This is a genomic window from Bacillus sp. FSL R5-0422 (genome assembly GCF_038610765.1).
GTDB classification, from domain to species: domain Bacteria; phylum Bacillota; class Bacilli; order Bacillales; family Bacillaceae; genus Bacillus; species Bacillus pumilus_O.
The window spans coordinates 2,410,546-2,432,692 of sequence record NZ_CP152014.1; the positions used below are offsets into that span (position 1 = coordinate 2,410,546).

Annotated in this window: 17 protein-coding genes and 1 other annotated feature; of the genes, 2 read left to right on the forward strand and 15 right to left on the reverse strand. The window is 42.3% G+C overall.

Annotated features, from left to right (window positions below; all coding sequences use genetic code 11):
* Complete coding sequence (gene hemA / locus MKX52_RS12340) at nt 1-1,368, reverse strand: glutamyl-tRNA reductase (protein WP_342491893.1); 1,368 nt, start codon at nt 1,366-1,368, stop codon at nt 1-3.
* 242 nt (nt 1,369-1,610) lie between these two features.
* On the opposite strand from hemA, the gene MKX52_RS12345 reads away from it, so the two are divergent.
* A complete protein-coding gene (locus MKX52_RS12345) occupies nt 1,611-2,096 on the forward strand; it encodes a hypothetical protein (RefSeq protein WP_044139987.1) in 486 nt (161 codons plus the stop codon).
* Nucleotides 2,097-2,139: 43 nt separating this feature from the next.
* Here MKX52_RS12345 and yihA read toward each other — a convergent pair whose 3' ends face one another.
* From yihA to ilvE, 14 genes are all read right to left on the reverse strand, one after another.
* Complete coding sequence (gene yihA, locus MKX52_RS12350) at nt 2,140-2,727, reverse strand: ribosome biogenesis GTP-binding protein YihA/YsxC (protein WP_012010782.1); 588 nt, start codon at nt 2,725-2,727, stop codon at nt 2,140-2,142.
* Nucleotides 2,724-5,048 (reverse strand): endopeptidase La, encoded by a 2,325-nt coding sequence (gene lon, locus MKX52_RS12355; RefSeq protein ID WP_012010783.1) that lies wholly within the window; start codon nt 5,046-5,048, stop codon nt 2,724-2,726. The genes yihA and lon overlap by 4 nt, the downstream gene beginning before the upstream one ends.
* A 171-nt stretch (nt 5,049-5,219) precedes the next feature.
* Nucleotides 5,220-6,881, reverse strand: coding sequence for an ATP-dependent protease LonB (gene lonB / locus MKX52_RS12360; protein ID WP_342490784.1), 1,662 nt, complete (start codon nt 6,879-6,881; stop codon nt 5,220-5,222).
* Nucleotides 6,882-7,017: 136 nt separating this feature from the next.
* Entirely contained in the window at nt 7,018-8,283 is a 1,266-nt protein-coding gene (gene clpX, locus MKX52_RS12365) for an ATP-dependent protease ATP-binding subunit ClpX (protein ID WP_012010785.1), read from the reverse strand.
* Nucleotides 8,284-8,534: 251 nt separating this feature from the next.
* The gene (gene tig, locus MKX52_RS12370) at nt 8,535-9,809 is read right to left on the reverse strand and encodes a trigger factor (RefSeq protein WP_088002239.1); all 1,275 of its coding nucleotides are present in this window, start codon (nt 9,807-9,809) and stop codon (nt 8,535-8,537) included.
* A gap of 239 nt (nt 9,810-10,048) precedes the next feature.
* Complete coding sequence (gene ddcA, locus MKX52_RS12375; RefSeq protein ID WP_088002241.1) at nt 10,049-11,056, reverse strand: DNA damage checkpoint antagonist DdcA; 1,008 nt, start codon at nt 11,054-11,056, stop codon at nt 10,049-10,051.
* A gap of 125 nt (nt 11,057-11,181) precedes the next feature.
* The gene (gene leuD / locus MKX52_RS12380; protein ID WP_342490785.1) at nt 11,182-11,781 is read right to left on the reverse strand and encodes a 3-isopropylmalate dehydratase small subunit; all 600 of its coding nucleotides are present in this window, start codon (nt 11,779-11,781) and stop codon (nt 11,182-11,184) included.
* A 13-nt stretch (nt 11,782-11,794) separates the two neighbouring features.
* Nucleotides 11,795-13,210 carry a 3-isopropylmalate dehydratase large subunit gene (gene leuC / locus MKX52_RS12385; RefSeq protein WP_012010788.1) on the reverse strand — a complete coding sequence of 472 codons (1,416 nt, stop codon included), beginning with the start codon at nt 13,208-13,210 and terminating at the stop codon, nt 11,795-11,797.
* Between the two features lie 40 nt (nt 13,211-13,250).
* Nucleotides 13,251-14,348 carry a 3-isopropylmalate dehydrogenase gene (gene leuB / locus MKX52_RS12390; RefSeq protein WP_216887187.1) on the reverse strand — a complete coding sequence of 366 codons (1,098 nt, stop codon included), beginning with the start codon at nt 14,346-14,348 and terminating at the stop codon, nt 13,251-13,253.
* Nucleotides 14,349-14,366: 18 nt separating this feature from the next.
* Nucleotides 14,367-15,920, reverse strand: a complete 1,554-nt coding sequence (locus MKX52_RS12395) for a 2-isopropylmalate synthase (protein WP_342490786.1) — start codon at nt 15,918-15,920, stop codon at nt 14,367-14,369.
* Nucleotides 15,907-16,935 (reverse strand): ketol-acid reductoisomerase, encoded by a 1,029-nt coding sequence (gene ilvC / locus MKX52_RS12400; protein WP_034661704.1) that lies wholly within the window; start codon nt 16,933-16,935, stop codon nt 15,907-15,909. Before ilvC ends, MKX52_RS12395 begins: the two co-directional genes overlap by 14 nt.
* A gap of 18 nt (nt 16,936-16,953) precedes the next feature.
* A complete protein-coding gene (gene ilvN / locus MKX52_RS12405; protein ID WP_003216637.1) occupies nt 16,954-17,472 on the reverse strand; it encodes an acetolactate synthase small subunit in 519 nt (172 codons plus the stop codon).
* Nucleotides 17,469-19,193 carry an acetolactate synthase large subunit gene (gene ilvB / locus MKX52_RS12410; protein WP_342490787.1) on the reverse strand — a complete coding sequence of 575 codons (1,725 nt, stop codon included), beginning with the start codon at nt 19,191-19,193 and terminating at the stop codon, nt 17,469-17,471. Before ilvB ends, ilvN begins: the two co-directional genes overlap by 4 nt.
* Before the next feature lie 122 nt (nt 19,194-19,315).
* Nucleotides 19,316-19,562: a binding site (T-box leader), on the reverse strand.
* An 8-nt stretch (nt 19,563-19,570) separates the two neighbouring features.
* Nucleotides 19,571-20,485, reverse strand: a complete 915-nt coding sequence (ilvE, locus tag MKX52_RS12415) for a branched-chain-amino-acid transaminase (protein WP_342490788.1) — start codon at nt 20,483-20,485, stop codon at nt 19,571-19,573.
* 434 nt (nt 20,486-20,919) lie between these two features.
* On the opposite strand from ilvE, the gene MKX52_RS12420 reads away from it, so the two are divergent.
* Nucleotides 20,920-21,966 carry a lactonase family protein gene (locus tag MKX52_RS12420; RefSeq protein WP_342490789.1) on the forward strand — a complete coding sequence of 349 codons (1,047 nt, stop codon included), beginning with the start codon at nt 20,920-20,922 and terminating at the stop codon, nt 21,964-21,966.
* Nucleotides 21,967-22,147: the final 181 nt, after the last annotated feature.

Genomic DNA, 22,147 nt, shown 5'->3' on the forward strand with positions numbered 1-22,147 from the left:
TCACTCACTAGCAACTGTAGCAAAGCCTTGTGCCATATTTGGTTTGAACAGCTGAAATGACCCTTGCTCCACCTGCACCGGCTCGACCTTTTGCTCTTCATCTTCAACCTGTAAATCAAAGATTTCTTTAAAGAGTAAAAGTTTTTCCTCTGCATTCGGCTCCGCGGCAATTTCTTTTGCCTTTAAGATAGGATCTTTCAGCATTTGATTGATAATGCTTTTCGTATGTTTATTTAATAGCTTCATTTCACGGTGTGTGAGATTCGGAAGCTTTCGCTCAATACTCTGCATCGTATCCGCTTGAATCGTCAGCGCCTTTTCTCTAAGTGCAGAGATGACAGGAACCACACCAAGCGTATTCAGCCATTGCTTAAATTCGACAATTTCGGCTTCAATGAGTAGCTCAACCTGCTCAGCCACCGCACGGCGTTCTTTTAAGTTCGCTGCCACGATGCCCTCAAGGTCATCAATGTCATACAAAAAAGCACCTTCTACTTCAGAAATGGCTGGATCTAAATCACGGGGCACAGCAATATCCACCATAAATAGTGGTCTGCCCTTCCGCTTTTTATTCGCACTTTCAACCATTTCTTTTGTAATGACAAATTGTTTCGCACCAGTGGAGCTAATTAAAATGTCCGCTTCGGATAATGTTTTTTCCAATTGGTTTAAGCTTTTAGGCTCTCCTGAAAAACGACCTGCCAATTCTTTTGCTTTCTCAAACGTTCGATTGATAACCGTTACTTGACCAATCCCTTGACCTTGAAGGTTTTGAGCCGCTAGTTCGCCCATTTTACCCGCACCAAGAATCAGGACATGCTTATCAGAAAGACGTCCAAAGATTTTTTTGGCAAGCTCGACAGCTGCATAGCTGACAGACACAGCATTAGACGCAATGTCTGTTTCCGCATGAGAGCGTTTTGCAACGGTGACCGCCTGTTTAAACAAATAATTGAAAACGGTACCAATGGTCTTCTCCTCTTGAGCTACTTTAAAGCTAGAGCGCACTTGACCAAGTATTTGTGTTTCGCCAATCACCATGGAATCAAGTCCACAGGCCACACGGAATAAATGCTCGACTGCTCCATCATTTTCATAGAACTTCAAATATGGCGAGACATCTTCCTTTTCCAAACCGAACCAATCAGCTAAAAATCTTTTTATATAAAACCGTCCAGTATGAAGCTGATCTACCACTGCGTAGATCTCTGTTCGATTACATGTTGAGATGACGATATTCTCTAGAATGCTTTTTTCTTCTTTAAGCTTGGACATCGCTGTTCCGAGCTCGCTCGGTTCAAAGCTCAGCTGTTCCCGTATCTCAACAGGGGCTGTTTTATAATCTAAACCCACAACAAGAATATGCATAACTTCAGCTTGCACCCCCAACGCCCTGTCTAATTTATAATAATTACAATATAGAATTTATTATTTATAATGATTATAACATATATTCATTTTTAACTGGATGAAAATTGTGAACAGATTTCAAAAATGTTGTGATATAGTAGAAAAATGTTCGACATCCATTATGCCATATCATCACTTCAAGCAATTTACCAGATTTGGCGCGTGCGGACAAATGATCTGCTTAAAAGAAGGTGACATCTTTGAAGAAGAAATCCATTTTGCTGCCGCTCACTTTGCTGGCTGTAGCGCTATATGCCATTCTCTCCGGAGGTCAATTTGACATTTGGAAGGATCAAGAGAAATGGTATACACTCGTACTGCTTTTTGGCCTTGCTTTCTTATATCAAGGAAAGAAGGAGCAAGAAAGCGCTCATGTGTTTATCGGTATGCTGATGACGGGCCTTTCGCTACACTTTATTCTTCAGCCAAAATTGGACTACTGGCCAGACACATTTACGATGATTGTATTCATCGTTGGACTTGCCCTTTTTGTGAAATCCTCTCAGAAAAAAGAATATCGTATTGAAAGTGTTGTTCTCATTGCACTCGGTCTGTTCCTTTATTTCTTTCAGCAAATTACAAAACAGCTAAGTTCCCTTTCGATCCCTACTTCCGGTTTTGAATTGTACTGGCCTTATGTACTGATAGCTGTCAGTCTCCTCTTATTATTTTTAAAAAGGAAATAACTTATACAATAAAAAGGCATCTGCTCATGACAGATGCCTTTTTTTATTTATTAATCTTTGCAAGGATGGCATTCCAGGCTTCGTCTTTTCCCTTTTTTGTTTCAGAAGAGAATAGGACTAGTTCATCTGATGGGGCAATGTCAAGCGTCTGTTTGACGACTTTCGCATGTTTTTCCCATTTGCCTTTTGGAATTTTGTCAGCCTTTGTTGCGATGACGATCACAGGAACTCCGTAATATTTCAGGAATTCATACATGTTCACATCATCTACTGATGGCTTATGACGCAGGTCCACAATTTGGACGACTGCTTTTAATTCTTCACGCATTGTAATATACGTTTCGATCATTCTACCCCAGGCCTCGCGCTCTGTCTTTGACACTTTAGCAAAGCCGTAGCCCGGAACGTCCACAAAATGGAGCATATCATTGATGATGTAGAAATTAAGCGTTTGAGTCTTACCTGGTTTAGAAGACGTACGCGCTAAATTTTTACGATTAATCAATGAGTTGATGAACGAGGATTTCCCAACATTTGATCGTCCAGCAAGAGCGATTTCAGGCAGTCCCCCGCTTGGGTACTGCTCTGGTTTAACCGCACTAATGACGATATCTGATTTTGTTACTTTCATCTTCCCTCTCCTACCAACGCTTTCTCAAGCACCTCATCTAAATGCGAGACCGGAATAAAGGTTAGTCCTTCTCTCACACTTTCAGGAATATCATCAATATCCTTCTCATTGTCCTTTGGAAGAATAATGGTTTTCAGTCCTGCGCGATGTGCACCTAATGCTTTTTCTTTTAGTCCGCCAATTGGAAGCACTCTTCCTCTTAGCGTAATCTCTCCTGTCATACCAACCTCTTTTGACACAGGTCGTCCTGTGAGGGCTGATACAAGAGCCGTCGCAATGGTGATACCAGCTGATGGCCCGTCCTTTGGAACCGCACCCTCTGGAACATGGATATGAATATCATGCTTTTCATTAAAATTAGGATCAATGTTCAGTTCATCTGCCTTCGAACGAATATAACTGAATGCCGCCTGTGCAGATTCTCTCATGACATCACCTAGCTTACCTGTTAACAACAGCTTGCCTTTACCCGGAGAAAGCGATACCTCAATCGACAAGGTGTCCCCCCCAACAGTCGTATACGCAAGTCCTGTAACAACTCCCACTTGGTCTGTCGTTTCAGCCTGACCATAACGGTAAAGTCTTTTTCCGAGAAATTCAGATAAGTTCTTTTCCGTCACTGTGATGCGTTTGCGGTCTTCAGCCACAATTGCTCTTGCTGCTTTACGGCATATCGCCGCAAGCTGACGCTCTAATCCACGAACACCCGCTTCTCTTGTGTAATAGCGAATCGTATCATAAATCGCGGCTTCACGAAGCTGCAAGTTCCCTTTCTTTAATCCGTGCTCCTTTAGCTGCTTCGGCAGAAGATGGTCTTTTACAATTTCTGCTTTTTCAACCTCTGTATACCCTGCAATCGTGATAATCTCCATTCTATCACGAAGTGGACCCGGAATGGTTGCTAAATTGTTGGCAGTGGCAATAAACAACACTTGAGACAAATCAAATGTTTCTTCAATATAGTGATCACTAAAGTTATGATTTTGCTCTGGATCTAAGACTTCAAGCATCGCAGAAGATGGATCACCTCTAAAATCAGAGGACATCTTATCAATTTCATCTAAAAGGAAAACCGGATTCATCGTTCCTGCCTTGCTCATTCCGCGAATGATACGTCCTGGCATTGCCCCTACATACGTTCTTCTATGTCCACGAATCTCAGACTCATCGCGAACACCGCCAAGGGAAACACGGATAAACTTTCGGTCAAGTGATTTGGCAATCGATTTGGCAAGTGACGTTTTCCCGACTCCTGGAGGTCCTGCTAAACAAAGAATCGGTCCTTTTAATGAATTGGTCAGCTTTTGTACAGCAAGATATTCAAGTACTCGTTCTTTGACCTTTTCCAGCCCGTGATGCTCATCATCTAAAATTTCACTTGCAATTTTTAAATCGAGACGATCTTCTGTATAGATACCCCACGGGAGGCCAATCAGCCAATCAATATAATTTCGAATCACAGAGCTCTCAGCAGAGCTTGAAGGAATTTTTTCATAACGGTTCAATTCTTTGAGCGCCGTTTCACGAACAGAATCTGGCATGCTCGATTCTTCGATTTTAGACATTAAAGAACTGACTTCGCCAGTTTTCCCTTCTTTGTCTCCAAGCTCCTTTTGAATGGCTTTCATTTGTTCACGTAAATAATATTCTTTTTGCGTCCGTTCCATTGAACGTTTCACGCGCTGCCCGATTTTCTTTTCAATCTCGAGTACTTCTTTTTCATTGTGAATTAAGCTGATGACCCGGTTCAGCCGTTTTTTAACATCCACTGTTTCGAGCACTTCTTGTTTGTCCTTTAATTTAAGAGGTAGGTGAGAAGCAACGATATCTGCCATTCTCCCCGGTTCCTCAATATCTGTTACTGTTGCATATGTTTCAGCTGAGATTTTTTTTGAAATTTTTATGTATTGATCAAAGTGATCTAACAATGTGCGCATGAGGGCTTCTGCTTCTGCGTCCTTTAATTCTTCTTCTGCCAATTCTTTAATGTCGACGGACGTATAGTCCTCCAGCTCGACATATGATTCGATCTGTGCTCGATTTAGGCCTTCAACGAGTACACGAATCGTTCCATTTGGCAGCTTCAGCATTTGTTTAATTTTTGTGTAGGTGCCGACTTTGAAAATTTCCTCTTCACCTGGTTCATCTATTGAAATTTCCCGCTGTGTTGCTAGAAAAATCATATGATCGTTCATCATTGCCTGTTCTAATGCTTGAACAGACTTTTCGCGTCCAACGTCCAAATGCAAGACCATTGTTGGATAAACAAGCAAACCTCGCAATGGAAGGAGCGGAACATTCTTTTTGATTTCATCTGCCATGTTGATTGACACCTCCGTCACTAGTATGAATCATTATAATATACCTGTTTCAGTCTTGTACAATGTAAAAGACTTGAGAAATGTTGATCTTACCGTAGTATACCCTTTCTTTTTATCTTGAAAAAGAAAAAAAGATCTATTTCACTAAAAAATCCCCATATGTGATGGGGATTAAACAGATTTTCTTTTCATTTCGTCTTCTAGTCCATCTTTCTTCTCGTCTGGCGGGTTGACCAGACACTGATCCAGCACCTCTTGGAAGTGCTTCACAGGCACAATGGTGACCCCTTCAATCTCCTTTAAGATCGACTGTTGATTGTCATAAGGAATAATGACGGTTGTGGCACCAGCCTGCTTCGCTGCCTTAATCTTTGGTATCACACCACCGATTGGCTTCACCTGACCCTGCAATCCGATTTCACCCGTCATGGCTGTCAGATGATCAATCGGAATTTGATGTATGGCTGAGAAGATTGCGGTCGCCATGGCAATCCCAGCAGACGGTCCATCAATTGGGGCACCGCCTGGAAAATTAATATGGATGTCATATTCACTTGTCCGAATGCCTAAATTTCGAAGCACCGTTAATACATTTTCAACTGACCCTTTGGCCATACTTTTTCGCCGAATAGATTTTGACTGATTGCCAATGCTTTCTTCTTCTGCAATGCCTGTAATGTTGATACTTCCCTTTTCAAGTGCCTTACAGATATTCACTTCAATCTCAAGCAGGGCACCGCTGTTTGGTCCATACACAGCCAGTCCATTGACGACCCCCACTTTTGGCTTTTCCGGTACTTTTTGTTCATATCTTGGTGTCAGCTGGCTTGAATGAATGACCCATTCTACATCTTCAATCGTGATGTCTTTTCGGTTTTCCGTCACCGCCATACCAGCGGCAATCTGCACCATGTTGACCGCTTCACGTCCATTTTTCACATAGGAGGTTAACAAGTTCAGCCCTTCATCACTTAATTCCTTTTGAATTTTTTGGACAGCCTTAGCAGCAACGATTTTCAGTTCATGCTGGTCAAGGTCTTTAAAGAAAATTTCCAGACATCTTGACCGAATCGCTGGTGGAATTTCGTCAGGTGTTCTTGTCGTCGCACCAATCAATCGAAAATCAGCCGGAAGCCCATTTTGGAAAATATCATGAATGTGATTCGGGATTTGGGTATTTTCTTCACTGTAGTAAGCACTGTCTAAAAAGACTTTCCGATCTTCCAGCACTTTGAGCATTTTGTTCATTTGAATCGGATGCAGCTCGCCAATTTCATCGATAAACAGAACACCGCCATGAGCATGTGTGACGGCTCCTTGTTTTGGCTGAGGAATGCCTGCCTGCCCCATTGCTCCAGCCCCTTGGTAAATGGGGTCATGCACGGAACCAATAAGCGGGTCCGCAATGCCTCGTTCATCGAATCTCGCGGTTGTGGCATCGAGCTCTACAAAGACCGCATCTTTTTTAAATGGTGAATCAGCGTGACGCTTCGCTTCTTCCATCACAAGACGGGCAGCGGCTGTTTTACCGACTCCCGGTGGTCCGTAAACGATGACATGCTGTGGGTTTGGTCCGCATAGTGCCGCTTTTAGTGCACGAATGCCATCTTCCTGCCCCACGATATCTTGAAACCCCTTTGGCCGGACTCTCTCTGATAAAGGTTCACTCAGCTTGATTGACCGCATCTTTCTGAGTGCTTCCATTTCTTTCTTTGACTCTTTGTCTATCGTCACCTTTTGTGTGCGCTGATTTCTCAGTAAGTTCCAAAAGTACAGCCCGATGACGATACCAAAGAACAGTTGTATGAATAATACGATTCCTGTCCAGCTCAATCGGTGCTCCCTCCTTCATCTATCGTATGTATTGGTTTCTGTCTGCTAGTATTTCCTAGAGCTGGACGGAATAAACACAACTTCCACGATAAATATAAAACTCCTGAATCAAAAAGATTCAGGAGTGAGACAACTCTTATGCAGATGTTTTCGTATCTTTATTGACGACTGTGCCGTCCTTTAACACAAGACGCGGCGACTCTCCATCAGCAACCGTTGCACCAGTGATGACACATTTTTCAATATCGTCACGTGATGGAAGGTCAAACATCACATCAAGCATGATGCCTTCAATGATTGAACGAAGACCACGAGCTCCTGTTTTACGCTCAATTGCTTTTTTCGCAATTTCGCTAAGAGCATCTTCTTCAAATTCTAGCTCTACATCATCAAGCTCAAGCATTTTTGTATACTGCTTAACGAGTGCATTTTTAGGCTTCGTCAAGATCTCTACAAGTGCTTTTTCATCTAACGGCTCTAGGCTTGCAATAACCGGCAAGCGGCCGATGAATTCTGGGATTAAACCGAAACGAAGCAAGTCTTCTGGGAGTACTTTTGATAGAAGGACTTCTTTTTCAAGATCTTCGATTTTATTTTCCGCACCGAATCCAATGACTTTTTGACCTAGGCGGCGTTTGATGATTTGCTCAATGCCGTCAAAGGCTCCACCACAAATAAAGAGGATATTTGTAGTATCGATTTGAATGAATTCTTGATGAGGATGCTTACGTCCACCTTGAGGCGGTACACTAGCAACAGTTCCTTCAAGAATTTTCAATAGTGCTTGCTGAACACCTTCCCCAGATACATCACGAGTGATAGAAGGGTTTTCTGATTTTCTTGCTACTTTATCGATTTCATCGATGTAGATAATGCCTTTTTCCGCTTTTTCTACATCATAATCGGCTGCTTGGATCAGCTTTAGTAAAATATTCTCTACGTCTTCACCAACATAACCTGCTTCAGTTAGTGATGTTGCATCTGCAATCGCAAATGGCACATTTAAAATACGAGCAAGCGTTTGAGCAAGTAATGTTTTACCGCTTCCTGTTGGTCCAATCATAGAGATATTACTTTTCGAAAGCTCAACATCATCAATCTTACTGTTTGAATTGATCCGTTTATAGTGATTATAAACCGCTACAGCTAAGGATTTCTTCGCATTTTCTTGACCGATGACATATTCATCAAGAATTTCCCGAATTTCATGAGGCTTCGGAACATCCTTGAATTCAACTTCTTCCTCAGTGCCGAGCTCTTCTTCAACTATTTCCGTGCAAAGCTCGATACATTCATCACATATATATACGCCAGGTCCTGCGACCAGTTTACGCACTTGATCTTGCGTTTTTCCGCAAAACGAGCATTTTAATTGACCTTTTTCCTCGTTGAATTTAAACATTCTTTCACCCCTTATTCTTCTTCACTTGCCTGTAGCTAACAGTCAGCTACCTTTCTGGGTCCAGTATGTATGCATTTTACCATACTTTCCTAAAAGACGGTAATGATGTGTTTCTAACACTGCACATCGAGATATGTATAACAGAAAGATGCGACTTACACTATCGTTTCCAAAAGAAGCGATGCTAAGTCAAAAATTGTACAAAACAAGGCACGAGTCACTCGCGCCCTGTTTTATTATTATGCACCATATTAACGGTTTTCTACAAGAAAATCAATTGCTTTGCGAACTTTTAGATCTTCTTTCATTGCTTCAGTAGATCCGATCGCTTGTTTGATGTTTTCAATTGGCATGTTGTATGCTTCAGCCATTTTTGAAAGCTCTTGTTCTACTTCTTCATCAGACACTTGTAAGTTTTCTGCAGCAGCAATTGCTTCAAGTGTTAGGTTAGATTTTACGCGTTTAGCCGCATCTTCTTTCATTTGCTCTTTAAGCGCATCTTCATCTTGTCCTGAGAATTGGAAGTAAAGCTCAAGGTTCATTCCTTGCATTTGAAGGCGTTGTTCGAATTCTTTCATCATACGGTCTAGCTCTGTGTCAACCATCGCTTGTGGGATGTCAACTTCCGCATTTTCAGAAGCTTTCTCAACTAGCTCTTCACGAAGTTTACCTTCTGCTTCGTTTTCTTTCGCTTCTTCAAGACGTTTCTTTGTTTTTTCAGTTAGTTCAGCAAGAGTTTCTACTTCTTCATCAACATCTTTCGCGAACTCATCGTCAAGTGCTGGAAGTTCTTTTGCTTTGATTTCGTGAATTTTCACTTTGAAGACAGCTGGTTTACCTGCAAGGTCTTCAGCGTGGTATTCTTCTGGGAAAGTGACTTCTACGTCTTTTTCAGCGCCTGCTTCAAGACCAACTAATTGCTCTTCGAAACCAGGGATGAATGAACCAGAACCTACTTCAAGAGAGTAGTTTTCAGCTTTTCCGCCTTCGAATGCTTCTCCATCAACGAATCCTTCGAAATCAAGAACAACTGTATCGCCGTTTTCGATTGCGCCTTCTTCTTTGACAACAAGCTCAGCTTGACGGTTTTGCATGCCTTTTAACTCTTCTTGTACATCTTCATCAGTGACAGTAGCGTCGTCTTTTTCTACGTTAAGACCTTTGTAGTCACCAAGTTTCACTTCAGGCTTCACTGTTACTTTTGCAGTGAAGATTAAGCTTTCGCCTTTTTCGATTTTCTCAACATCGATTTCAGGACGATCAACTGGATCGATACCAGCTTCGTCGATTGCTTTTGGATACTCAACTGGAAGAAGAATATCTAATGCATCTTGATAAAGAGATTCTACACCAAAACGCTGTTCGAAAAGACCACGTGGTACTTTCCCTTTACGGAATCCAGGGATCGATACTTGCTTGACAACTTTCTTAAACGCATCATCAAGTGCTTTGTTAAATGTTTCAGCATCAACTTCTACAGTTAAGACGCCTTCGTTACCTTCTTGTTTTTCCCATTTTACTGACATGTGTGTTTCCCTCCAAAAATCTATTCAGATTGTGCGTTGTTACATTCTAAAGCATCATAAAGACTTCGTCCAATTAAAAACCACGCACGCCGCTAAAGAAGCGGTATTATGTATACAACTTTTGACTTGATTATACATATCGTCTTTCAACCATTGGAATCGACAACTGCACGATATATGCACAAATACAACCATTATATTATAACATAACAAGACCGTCTTTCAACTAAATCGACAAATTACAAATAAGAAATTTCTTCAATATCTTTCAGCATTGTGCAAGCTTCTCTCAGCTCTCGTTCATCAAATTCATACAATAGATGTAATTCTTCGAGGTCAATCTCGATCCCATGCATTTCATAGCCGACTTTATGAAGTGCTGCTGCCCAAAGAGTCGGATCTGTATATTTAGGTAGAAATGGATATAGGACAAATAAGTGCCGGCGCCATAACTCTTCCACACCTTGGTAAAGGGTTGGGTTCTCATTACCGAGTGTGTCATCAAGCTTACGAAGAACTTGCTGAAGCAGCGGCATTTGCTCTGGCTTGACAGCCTCAGAAGGAACAAGCGTTAACGAATCACCGAACTTCGTCACATGAACCGGCTTTGCCACATCATGATCTGACAGTAGCTGCAGGATCAATGATTTGACCAAAGGGTTTCCATCAGGCTTTTGTAGGATCGTATTTAATAGACCCATATGCGGCGTGATGTTTCGATCTTTCAGCGAATGAATGAACTGCACCTGCTCTTCTGGCCGTTCGAGCATATCATCTATATTGATTTCGCCGCCGTCATCATCGTCTTCATCTAAAATTTGTTCAGGCGATTCGATCATTTTTCTACTAAATTCGAGCAGCTTGTAAAAATGCTCTGCGCTTTCTGCTGGAAGGTGGTTTTCCTCAAGTACTGCTTCAATTGTCTGCTTCACTTCTTCATATTCTTTCAGCTGAATTAAGATTGTCATATACACTTGAAGCACGGTGAAGTAATGACCATATCCTTCATGCAGCATCTTTTCACACACACGCTTTGCATCCTGCAGCTCGCCCAGCTCTAGAAAACAAATTGCCATGCCGAGATGAATATCGGATTCTTCATCATCATCATAAGATTTTGCTTCTGAAAACAAGTGAAGCGCCTCTTGATACTGTTTATCTTTTAATGCTGCCATTCCTTTTTCAATCAGTCTTTCTTTCAGACCAGGAAACAAAATGACATTATCTTTCTTCTTGTCATGTTTCATGCTTACGTTCCTTTCGGGCGCATATTTTTTATCAGTTTACCAACGAAGGTTGGTAAACACAAGTAACGAGAGGTTTTCATGCAAAAAAGAAGCCGTCACACCTCGGGCGGACGGCTTCTTGTTGTTTACGCACGCAGCCAGCTGCTGCGCTTATCTTCAAATGCTTGAATGTCATCTTCTAGTAGTAAAGTTAATGAGATCTCATCATAGCCATTCAGGAGCATTTCTCTCCAGTGAGGATCCACATCGAAAGGAGTGATATTCCCTTCGTAATCTTCTATTTGCTGTTTTTCTAGATCAACTGTCATTTCATACCCTTTGTTCTCATATGACGCAGCGAATGTTTTCCACACATCATAATCAAGACGAATTGGAAGCATCCCATTTTTAAAGCAGTTTTGGTGAAAAATATCTGCGAATGATGGTGCGATGACAATTTTGAATCCATAATCATCAAGTGCCCAAGGGGCATGTTCCCTTGATGATCCGCAGCCAAAGTTTTCTCCTGCGATCAAAATGGATGAACCTTCATAAATCGGCTGATTCAGTTCGAAATCAGGATTTGGGCTGCCATCGGCTAAATACCGCCAGTCGAAAAAGGCAAACCGACCATAGCCTGTTCGTTCAATTCTTTTCAAAAATTGCTTCGGAATAATTTGATCTGTATCTACGTTGATACGGTTAAGCACAGCGGCTTTTCCTTTGTGTGTAACTAAAGGCTCCATCTATGACAACTCCTTACACGACTGTTTTCTCTTGATTAAACTTCCTGACATCGACAAATCGGCCATGTATTGCCGCCATTGCCGCCATTGCCGGGCTGACAAGATGCGTTCTCGCACCTTTTCCTTGCCGCCCCTCAAAGTTACGGTTTGATGTGGATGCGCAGCGTTCGCCTTCTGGTACCACATCGTTATTCATGCTGAGACACATACTGCAGCCAGATTCTCTCCATTCAAATCCTGCTTCAAGGAAGATTTTATGAAGACCTTCTTCTTCTGCCTGCAATTTGACACTTTGAGAGCCAGGTACGACAATCGCTCTGACATGATCAGCTACCTTTTGTCCTTCTATCATAGAAGCTGCTTGGCGTAAATCAGTCATTCTTGAGTTCGTACATGAGCCAATAAACACATGCTCAATCGTAATATCTTCAATACGTTGATGCGGATGAACACCCATGTATTCGTACGCACGAATCGCTTCTTTTTGATCATCTTCTTGCGCAAAATCTTCAGGTCCTGGGATGGATGCATCTACAGGCAGCACCATTCCTGGGTTAATTCCCCATGTGACCATTGGTGAAATCTCATTCCCATCTAAAACAATCGTTTTATCATAGGTTGCACCTGGATCTGTTTTAAGTTCTTCCCATTCTTTAATCGCTGCTTCGAAGTCTTCTCCCTGCGGTGCATATTTGCGGCCGCGACAATATTCAAATGTGACTTCATCAGGTGCAATCAATCCTGCTCTTGCCCCTGCTTCAATCGACATATTACAAACAGTCATCCGTTCATCCATTGTCATGTTTCTGAATACTTCCCCAGTGTATTCAATCACATAACCCGATCCGAACTTCACGCCATGCGCACCAATGACTGCTAAAATGACATCTTTGGCCGTTACCCCTTTTTGCAGCTTTCCGTCTACTCTAATTTCTAATGTTTTCGGACGCTGCTGCCAAAGTGTTTGTGTGGAAAGTACATGTTCAACCTCACTTGTACCGATTCCAAAAGCAAGTGCGCCAAACGCGCCATGAGTGGATGTATGACTATCTCCGCAAACGATTGTTTTCCCCGGAAGTGTCAAACCAAGCTCTGGCCCAACGACATGGACGATTCCTTGGTCTACACTGTGAAGGTCAGCTAGACGGACACCAAATTCAGCACAGTTTCGCTCTAGAGCACCCACTTGTTTTTTAGCAATCTCATCTTTGATCACAAATCGATTCACAGTCGGGATGTTGTGATCCATTGTTGCAAACGTATTTTGAGGTCTTCTCACCTTGCGCCCTTTTTGTCTTAATCCTTCAAACGCTTGAGGCGATGTCACTTCATGCACCAAGTGCAGATCAATATATAAAAGGTCTGGTTTCCCCTCGCCGCTTTTGACAACGTGCTGATCCCATATTTTTTCGATGATTGTTCGAGGCATAACCCTTTTCCTCCCTCTACCTAATTCCACAAGATTCTATTTATACAATTGTTTTCACGTTCTGCTTAAGTGCGTCTACAACTGCGTGAGTGATGTCTTCAGTTGTTTGATACGTTCCCTCTTTTGCCGATAAATCCTTTGTTCTTTTACCTGAGGCAAGAACCGTTTCTACAGCTTCTTCTATAGCAGCCGCTTCTTCTTCTAATGCAAAGGAAGTTCTAAGCAAGCTTGCTGCCGATAAAATAGTTGCCAGAGGGTTTGCGACGTTTTGCCCCGCAATATCGGGTGCTGATCCGTGAATCGGCTCATATAAATGAAGGCCGGTGCTTGATAGACTAGCAGATGGCAGCATACCGAGTGATCCAGTAATCATTGAAGCCTCGTCACTTAAAATGTCACCAAACATATTCTCTGTTACAATGACATCAAATTGTGCAGGCTTATAAATCAGTTGCATGGCGGCATTATCAACGAGCATGTGCTCATATTCAACGTCTGGATATTGAGAAGCCACTTCTTCTACCGCATCCCGCCATAGTTTACTAGAAGCCAGAACGTTCGCTTTATCCACAGATGTTACTTTTTTCCGTCTTGTTAACGCCATGTCGAATGCTTCTTTTAATACACGGACAATCTCTTCCTTTGTATAAAGGAGTGTATCAACCGCAGCTTCTTTTCCTTCTTCATCTGTATAGCGCTCGCTTGGTTCACCAAAATAGAGACCGCCTGTTAACTCACGAACGATGACAAAATCGACTCCGTTAATGTGATCCTGTTTTAACGGTGACGCCTCACTTAAGCTATCGAACACTTTGACAGGACGAATGTTGGCAAACAAGTCCAATTGTTTACGAATGGCGAGCAAGCCTTTTTCTGGACGAAGCTCTGGTGGGTTTTGATCCCATTTTGGTCCGCCAACTGCTCCTAATAAGATCGCATCAGCGCTCTTGCATACATCAACCGTTTCCTTTGGGAGCGGATTGTTTTTTTCATCTATTGCGATACCGCCAATAAGCGCCGTTTCGAATTCGAATTCGTGCCTAAATTGAGCCGCTGTCTCTTTGAGGACAGCGACAGCTGATGTCACAACTTCCGGTCCGATTCCATCGCCGGGCAAAAGTGCAATTTTCTTTTTCATGAGGACCTACCTCCTTTCCTATGAGATCGCGTGATGTTTCTCAATTTCAATGAGATTTGATTTAAAGATTAAATGCCTGTTTACTGCATTGACGTAGGCTTTCGCCGATGCTTCCAGCACATCTTGCGCTACACCGCGTCCTGCTGTTTCTTTTCCTTCTATTGAAACAGTGACATATACTTCGGCTAGTGCATCTCTGCCTTTTCCATTTGATTGAATACGGTAGTCTAGCAAATGAATTCTTTCCTCCATACAGCGCTCCAGTGTGTTGTACACAGCTTCTATACTGCCTGCGCCTGTAGCTGCTTCTTGAATGACTTCTTGTGTTTCTTGATTTTTCAGAGAGACCGTGGCTGTCGGCATTTGTTCTGTTCCATAATGTACTTGAAGACTTTCAAATTCGTAGCCAATTTTTCGGTCTGCTACTTTTTCTTCCAATATAATAGAAATCAAATCATCATCTGTGATTTCTTTTTTCTTCTCTGTCAAGTTCTTGAAAGTCTCAAAGAATTTATTGATTTCTTCTTCTGTTAGTTTAAAGCCTAGTGTTTTCATGCGGTCTTTAAACGCGTGTCTTCCGGAGTGTTTCCCGAGGACCAGTACATCTGTTGTCACACCGACAAGCTCTGGAGATATAATTTCATAGGTTGTTTTTTCTTTGAGGAAACCGTCTTGGTGAATACCTGATTCATGTGCAAAAGCATTGTTACCAACGACAGCTTTATTGCGCGGTACAATCATGCCTGAGTATTTGCTCACTACATCACTTGTACGCTTAATTTCATTCAATTGTATCGTTGATTCGACCTGGTAAAAGTCTTTTCGAATATGAAGAGCGACTGCAATTTCTTCTAACGCGGCATTTCCAGCGCGCTCGCCAATTCCGTTGACAGCCGTTTCAATTTGAGCTGCTCCATTTTCAATAGCGGCAAGTGAGTTTGCCACGGCCATTCCTAGATCATCGTGACAGTGAGCGGACAAGTTGACACGGTCGATATTCGGAACGTGTTCCTTCATATATTTAAAAATATTACCGTACTCTTTTGGCGCAAGGTATCCAACTGTATCTGGCAAGTTAATGACACTCGCCCCAGCGTCAATGACCTTTTCTACAATTTCTGCCAAGAAATCAAGATCTGTACGGCACGCATCTTCTGCTGACCATTGAACAACCGGAAAACGTTCTTTCGCATATTTCACCATTGCGACAGCCTGTTCTACGACTTCTTCACGTGTTTTCTTTAGTTTATGCTTCAGGTGAATGTCAGAAGTGGCAATAAAGACATGAAGCCTTGGCTCCACTCCATCTTTTAATGCTTCCCATGCAGCATCAATGTCACCTTTCACACATCGTGCAAGACCAGCAACAGAACAGTTCTTAATCGTTCTTGCTATTTCTTGTACGCCTAAGAAATCCCCTCGGGATGAAGCGGGAAAACCCGCTTCAATGATATTAACCCCAAGGCGCTCAAGCTGCTTTGCAATGATTAGCTTTTCTTGTGCATTTAAGTTCACTCCGGGTGATTGCTCTCCATCTCGAAGTGTTGTGTCAAAAAAATTAATTTTCCGCACCGACGCTCACCGCTTCCTTTTTCTTTCCTTGTTTGACGAAAGGCATCATTTCACGAAGCTTTCTACCAACGATTTCAATTTGGTGCTCATTTTCATTAGCATTGATCGCATTGAAACGTGGACGATTTACTTGGTTTTCAACAATCCATTCTTTTGCAAATGTACCGTTTTGGATATCAGTCAAGACAGCTTTCATCGATTCTTTTACGTTTGCATCCACAACGCGTGGTCCTGATACGAAGTCTCCCCATTGTGCTGTATCAGAGATTGAATATCTCATGCCTTCTAATCCTTCTTCGTACATAAGGTCAACGATCAGTTTCAGTTCATGTAGACACTCAAAGTATGCAAGCTCTGGCTGATAACCTGCTTCTGTTAATGTTTCAAATCCTGCTTTTACTAGTGAAGTAAGACCGCCGCAAAGGACTGCTTGCTCACCGAATAGATCCGTTTCCGTTTCTTCTTTAAATGTTGTTTCAAGAACGCCCGCTCTTGCTCCGCCGATTGCTTTAGCATAAGCAAGTGCTTTGTCCTTCGCTTGACCAGATACATCTTGGTAGATTGCAAATAGTGCAGGTACACCAGCGCCTTGCTCATATGTTCTTCTCACAAGGTGTCCTGGACCTTTTGGCGCTACAAGATATACATCTACGTCACTTGGAGGAACAATTTGATGGAAGTGAACGTTGAATCCGTGTGCGAAAACAAGTGAGTTGCCAGCTTCTAATTGATCTTTGATTTCTTCATCGTATACTTTCTTTTGCTGCTCATCTGGTAGTAATACCATCACGACATCTGCTTGTGCTGCCGCTTCTTTTACTGTGAAAACTTGATGACCGTCTTCTTGTGCTTTTGTATAAGATCCGCCTTTTCTCACGCCAACGATAACATCTACGCCGCTTTCTTTTAAGTTCAATGCATGTGCATGACCTTGTGATCCATATCCAATGATGGCAACCTTTTGACCGTTTAATACGTTTTCTTGAATATCACCGTTATAATATACTTTTACCATTTGACTCTCTCCTTTTGTTTAGACAATTGAAATTGTTTTATTTTGTTGCGGCTTTTGCTGATTATCTCTCGCAAAGGCCGTGGTGCCAGTTCTGGCGACTTCTTTAATGCCGTATGGCTTAAGTAATTCAATGAGTGCTTCAATTTTTGAAGACTCACCTGTCACCTGAATGACGACACTTTCTCTGCTCACATCTACAATAGAAGCTCTAAAGGGTTCAATAACCCCTGTGATCTCCATTCTAGATGCTGGTGCAGAAACGACTTTTATCAAAGCCAGCTCTCGCTGAACGATTGATTGGTTTGTAATGTCTGTTACTTTGAGAACATCAATTTGTTTGTTCAGCTGTTTTGTCAGCTGTTCGATGTCTTTCTCTTGGTCTACATGGACGACGAACGTGATGCGTGATACATCTTGAATCTCAGAATGGCCGACCGTAATGCTTTCAATGTTGTAATGTCGTTTAGTAAAAAGGCCAGTGATTCGGTTCAGTACGCCTGATCGATTTAATACAGTCAACACAATAATTCTTTTCAAGGTTTCACCCCCACCATCTCATGAAGTCCTTTCCCCGGTGCTACCATCGGGAATACTTTTTCATCTCTCGCTACATTGACATCGATGAAAACAGGCTCTCTAGAGGTTAGCGCTTCTTCAAGCTTTTCTTTCGCCTCTTCGTCTGATGAGATTCTGATTCCTTTAATGCCATAAGCTTCAGATAATTTAACGAAGTCCGGCTGCTCTGAAAATTTAGAATATGAGTAGCGTTCTTCGTAGAAAATTTCTTGCCATTGTCTTACCATTCCAAGGCTATGATTATTGAGAACAATCACTTTCACTGGAAGGTTCAGCTCACGGATAACGGCAAGTTCTTGCAGGGTCATTTGGAAACCTCCGTCTCCTAAAATCGCCACAACCGTTGCCTCTTGATCAGCTAACTGAGCGCCAATGGCTGCTGGTAAACCGAAGCCCATCGTACCAAGGCCGCCAGATGTGACCCATTTATCTGCATTTTCAAATGGATAGAATTGAGCTGCCCACATTTGATGCTGTCCAACATCCGTTGCCACAATGGCTTCACCTTTTGTGAATTGATGAATGTATTCAATCAGCTTTTGCGGTTTAAAGCCCTCTGCTTCATTTTCAACATACCAGAGTGGATATTCTTCCTTCCACTTATCTAGTTGGTTTTTCCATTCGTCTGACTCTCCTTGCTTCCCGTCTTGCTTAATCAGCTCTTGAAGGACTAGCTTACTGTCTCCAACAACCGGGATATGCGTATGAATGTTCTTGCCAATTTCTGCTGGGTCGATATCAATGTGTGCCACCTTCGCATGTTTCGCAAAGTGATTGAGATTGCCAGTTACCCTATCATCGAATCTCGCACCGATTGAAATGAGCAAATCACATTGATGAAGTGCCATGTTCGCGGCATATGTGCCATGCATACCAGCCATCCCTAGGAAAAGAGGGTGCTTTGCCGGGAAGCCGCCAAGTCCTAGCAGTGTATGAGCGACTGGGATTTGCTGTTGCTCTACATACTGCCTTAATTCTTCAGATGCTTTGCCATGAAGAACGCCAGCTCCTGCTAGAATGACTGGTTTCTTCGCTCTGCTGACAGCTTCTACTAATTTGCGAATTTGCAAATAGTTCGGCTCTACTTTTGGCTGATAACCTGGTAAATCAATTGGCTGATCGTATTCAAACGTTCCTTCAATGCCTGCCACATCTTTTGGAATATCAATCAAGACTGGACCAGGTCTTCCTGTCGTTGCGATGTGGAACGCTTCTTTAATGACGCCAGGTAATTCCTCTGGATTTCTCACCTGATAGCTGTGCTTTGTGATAGGCATTGTGATGCCGAGCACGTCTGCTTCCTGGAAAGCGTCTGATCCAATGACTGAGGTTGCCACCTGTCCTGTAAAGACAACAAGAGGAAGTGAATCAATCATTGCATCTGCAATTCCTGTGACTAGGTTTGTTGCTCCAGGTCCTGATGTTGCAATGACAACACCTGGTTTGCCAGATACTCTTGCGTATCCTTCTGCCGCATGAATCGCTCCCTGTTCATGTCTTGGCAGGACATGGAATAACCCAGAATCATAAATTTTATCGTAGATCGGTAAAACCGCTCCGCCTGGATATCCGAAAATGACTTCTACTTTTTCTCTTTTAAGTGCTTCAATTAACATGAGTGCACCGTTCATCGTTTGTGGTGCTTTAGATGTTTCCGTCTCCACTTGTACATTTGTCCCCATTTGATTTCCTCCTCTTTGTCTTGCTTCAGTCAAGTTTTTTCACCCTTTTCTATTCAAGATCGAGATTTTAGACCATATAAAAAAGCCTTCTCACCCCACAATGACACTACTTTTCACTAGGTCAAAGGGGCGAAAAAGCTTTGTTTTTCGCGGTACCACCCTTGTTCACGGCAAATTCAGCTGCCGTCTCATGGACATCTTTCATCCATTTTGGTAACGAGTGAGCAATGTCACTCGGTCTGCCCTACTATCATTTCAAGCAGACACTCAGAGGTGAGTTCACTTTAGAAAGTAACACCGGTTTCCAGCTACCACCGGCTCTCTGTAGATACTGACTCTAAAGCTACTAGTCCTCTTCAACGTTTATCGATATCTATTTAGCTTGCGTGAATGTTTTCATCTGTAAAAACGACTTTTTCTCCTTCTTCAACCACTCGCTTACGGAATTGTTCAAGAAGTTTGTTTGTGTGAACTCCAGGTCTCCCTTCACCGATTGTACGGCCGTCAACCTTTACAACGGCGATCACTTCGGCTGCGGTTCCTGTTAGAAAAACTTCTTCAGCTGTATACACATCGTGTCTTGTGAATGGTTCTTCTTTCACTTCATAGCCTAAGTCCTCTGCAATCTCCATGATGGCATTTCTTGTGATGCCTTCAAGAGCGCCGATATAACCTGGCGGTGTATAGAGCTTACCTTTTTTATAAATAAACACATTGTCTGCAGAACCTTCTGCCACGTACCCTTGATCGTTCAGCATCAGCGCTTCACTCACACCGGCCATATGGGCTTCGATTCGGACAAGGATGTTATTCAAATAATTTAATGATTTCACTTTTGGACTCAGTACATCGGGACGATTTCGTCTCGTCGGTACCGTCACAATATCAATACCTGTTTCATATAGGTGCTTTGGAAAGATGGCCAGCGGCTCTACAATGATCACTGTGTTGGCTCTCCCGCAGTTGTTTGGATCTAAACCAAGATCACCAGCTCCTCTTGAAACAACAAGCCGGATATAGGCATCCTTCAGTCCGTTCCTTTCAACTGTATGAATCATTTTTTCGGTGAGTTCCTCAAGTGAATATGGAATGTTCAGCATAATCGATCTGGCGGAGTCATACAGGCGGTCTAAATGTTCCTTCATTCGAAAGATATTTCCGTTATACACGCGTATCCCTTCGAACACACCGTCACCGTATAAGAAGCCATGATCATAAACTGAAATTTTTGCATCCTCTTTTTTCACGAGTTCATCGTTTAAAAAGATCCACTGTTCCTTTTGGTCTTCCATTTTCAGTGAGCACCCTCTCTTTCAAACAAAAAGTAGTTGAATTTTCAGACACTTTATATTGAAGTGTCTCACGCTTGCTCTTTCGTGTTTGTTTAGCTTTTGTTGAACCCATCTTACGCCGCTTTCCATACAGTGTCAACAGCATTTTTAAAATTATTAGACAATTTAGACTAATCAAAATTAAATGTATACGCTTACACCTTTGCTAGACAAGGAATGAAAAAACTTAAAATTTTTTGTATTTTTTCTTCAATTTATTTACTTTACCTGAACACTTTTCATTTGAGAAACCGTTTGTCATATTTTTTCACATTATTTTGAATGAATACTGGTAGATTTCAACGCTTTTGATTTTTCTTTCGGTATGCCTTTCTAAAGCGTTTTCCTATGAATTTATGATAGAATGAGAGCATCTTATAGAAGGAGGGCAATACATGGCTTACATCAGAGGTTATATCGGAACGTATACAAAGGGAGACAGTAAAGGCATTTATACTTTTACATTAAATACGGACAAGCAGCAGATTGAGCAAGTAGAAGTAGCTGCTGAACTTGAAAATCCTACATATTTAACCGTCTCAGATTCTCAAAAATTTGTGTATGCTGTGGTGAAAGAAGGATCACAGGGCGGCGTGGCTGCTTATCAAATCGATGCTGAAACCGGCACACTTCGTTTCATCAACCAAGAACTTGCCGAAGGCGCTTCTCCTTGTCACGTCAGCGTGGATAGTCAAACGAAAACAGCTTTTACAGCAAACTATCATAAAGGAACAGCAGAGATGTATGAAATCGATGCTAAAAATGGCTCAGTGATCCGCACGTTGTCACAGGCGCAGCATGAAGGAACTGGCCCTAACGAAGATCGTCAGGAGAAACCGCACACTCACTTTATGGGTCTGACACCAGATGAACAATTTGCAGTAGCTGTTGACCTTGGGACAGATGGCATTTATACGTATAAGAAAGAAGACGGCAAACTTGAGCTAGCTCATACATTTGAAACAAAACCAGGCACAGGGCCTCGCCATATCACATTCCATCCTACGAAACCTGTGGCATATGTGATGACAGAGCTAAGCTCAGAGGTGATTGTGCTTCGTTACTTTGAAGATGGTCATTTCGAAGAGATCCAAACGATCGCAACCATTCCAAATGACTTTACAGAGAACAACCAAGGTAGTGCCATCCATGTCTCTTCAGACGGCCAATTTGTTTATGCAGGAAATCGTGGACATGACAGCATTGCGATTTTTAAAGCAGATGCTGACGGTCAATTAAGTCTTGTCGAGATTGCTTCTTCTGAAGGAAACTGGCCTAGAGACTTTGTGCTTGACCCAACTGAAGAATTCCTCGTCGGTTCAAACCAAGAATCTAGCAACCTAGTGTTATACAAACGCGACAAAGAAACAGGAAGACTCACTGTCTTACAATCAGACATCTCAGTGCCTCATCCAGTTTGTGTGAAATTTTTAGGATATTGAAAAAAGCCTCCAACTGTGGAGGCTTTAGATTGTTGACAAAGGGCTAAAATGATCTTGATTTTAGTCCTTTGTCTTCTTTTCAGCGTAATAGAAAACCTTTGCACTCTAGGAAGGACGAGTACCGAAGCGGAGCGAATTTGACATTCGTGAGCACCGGAACGCAGACCTGACACCGAATGCG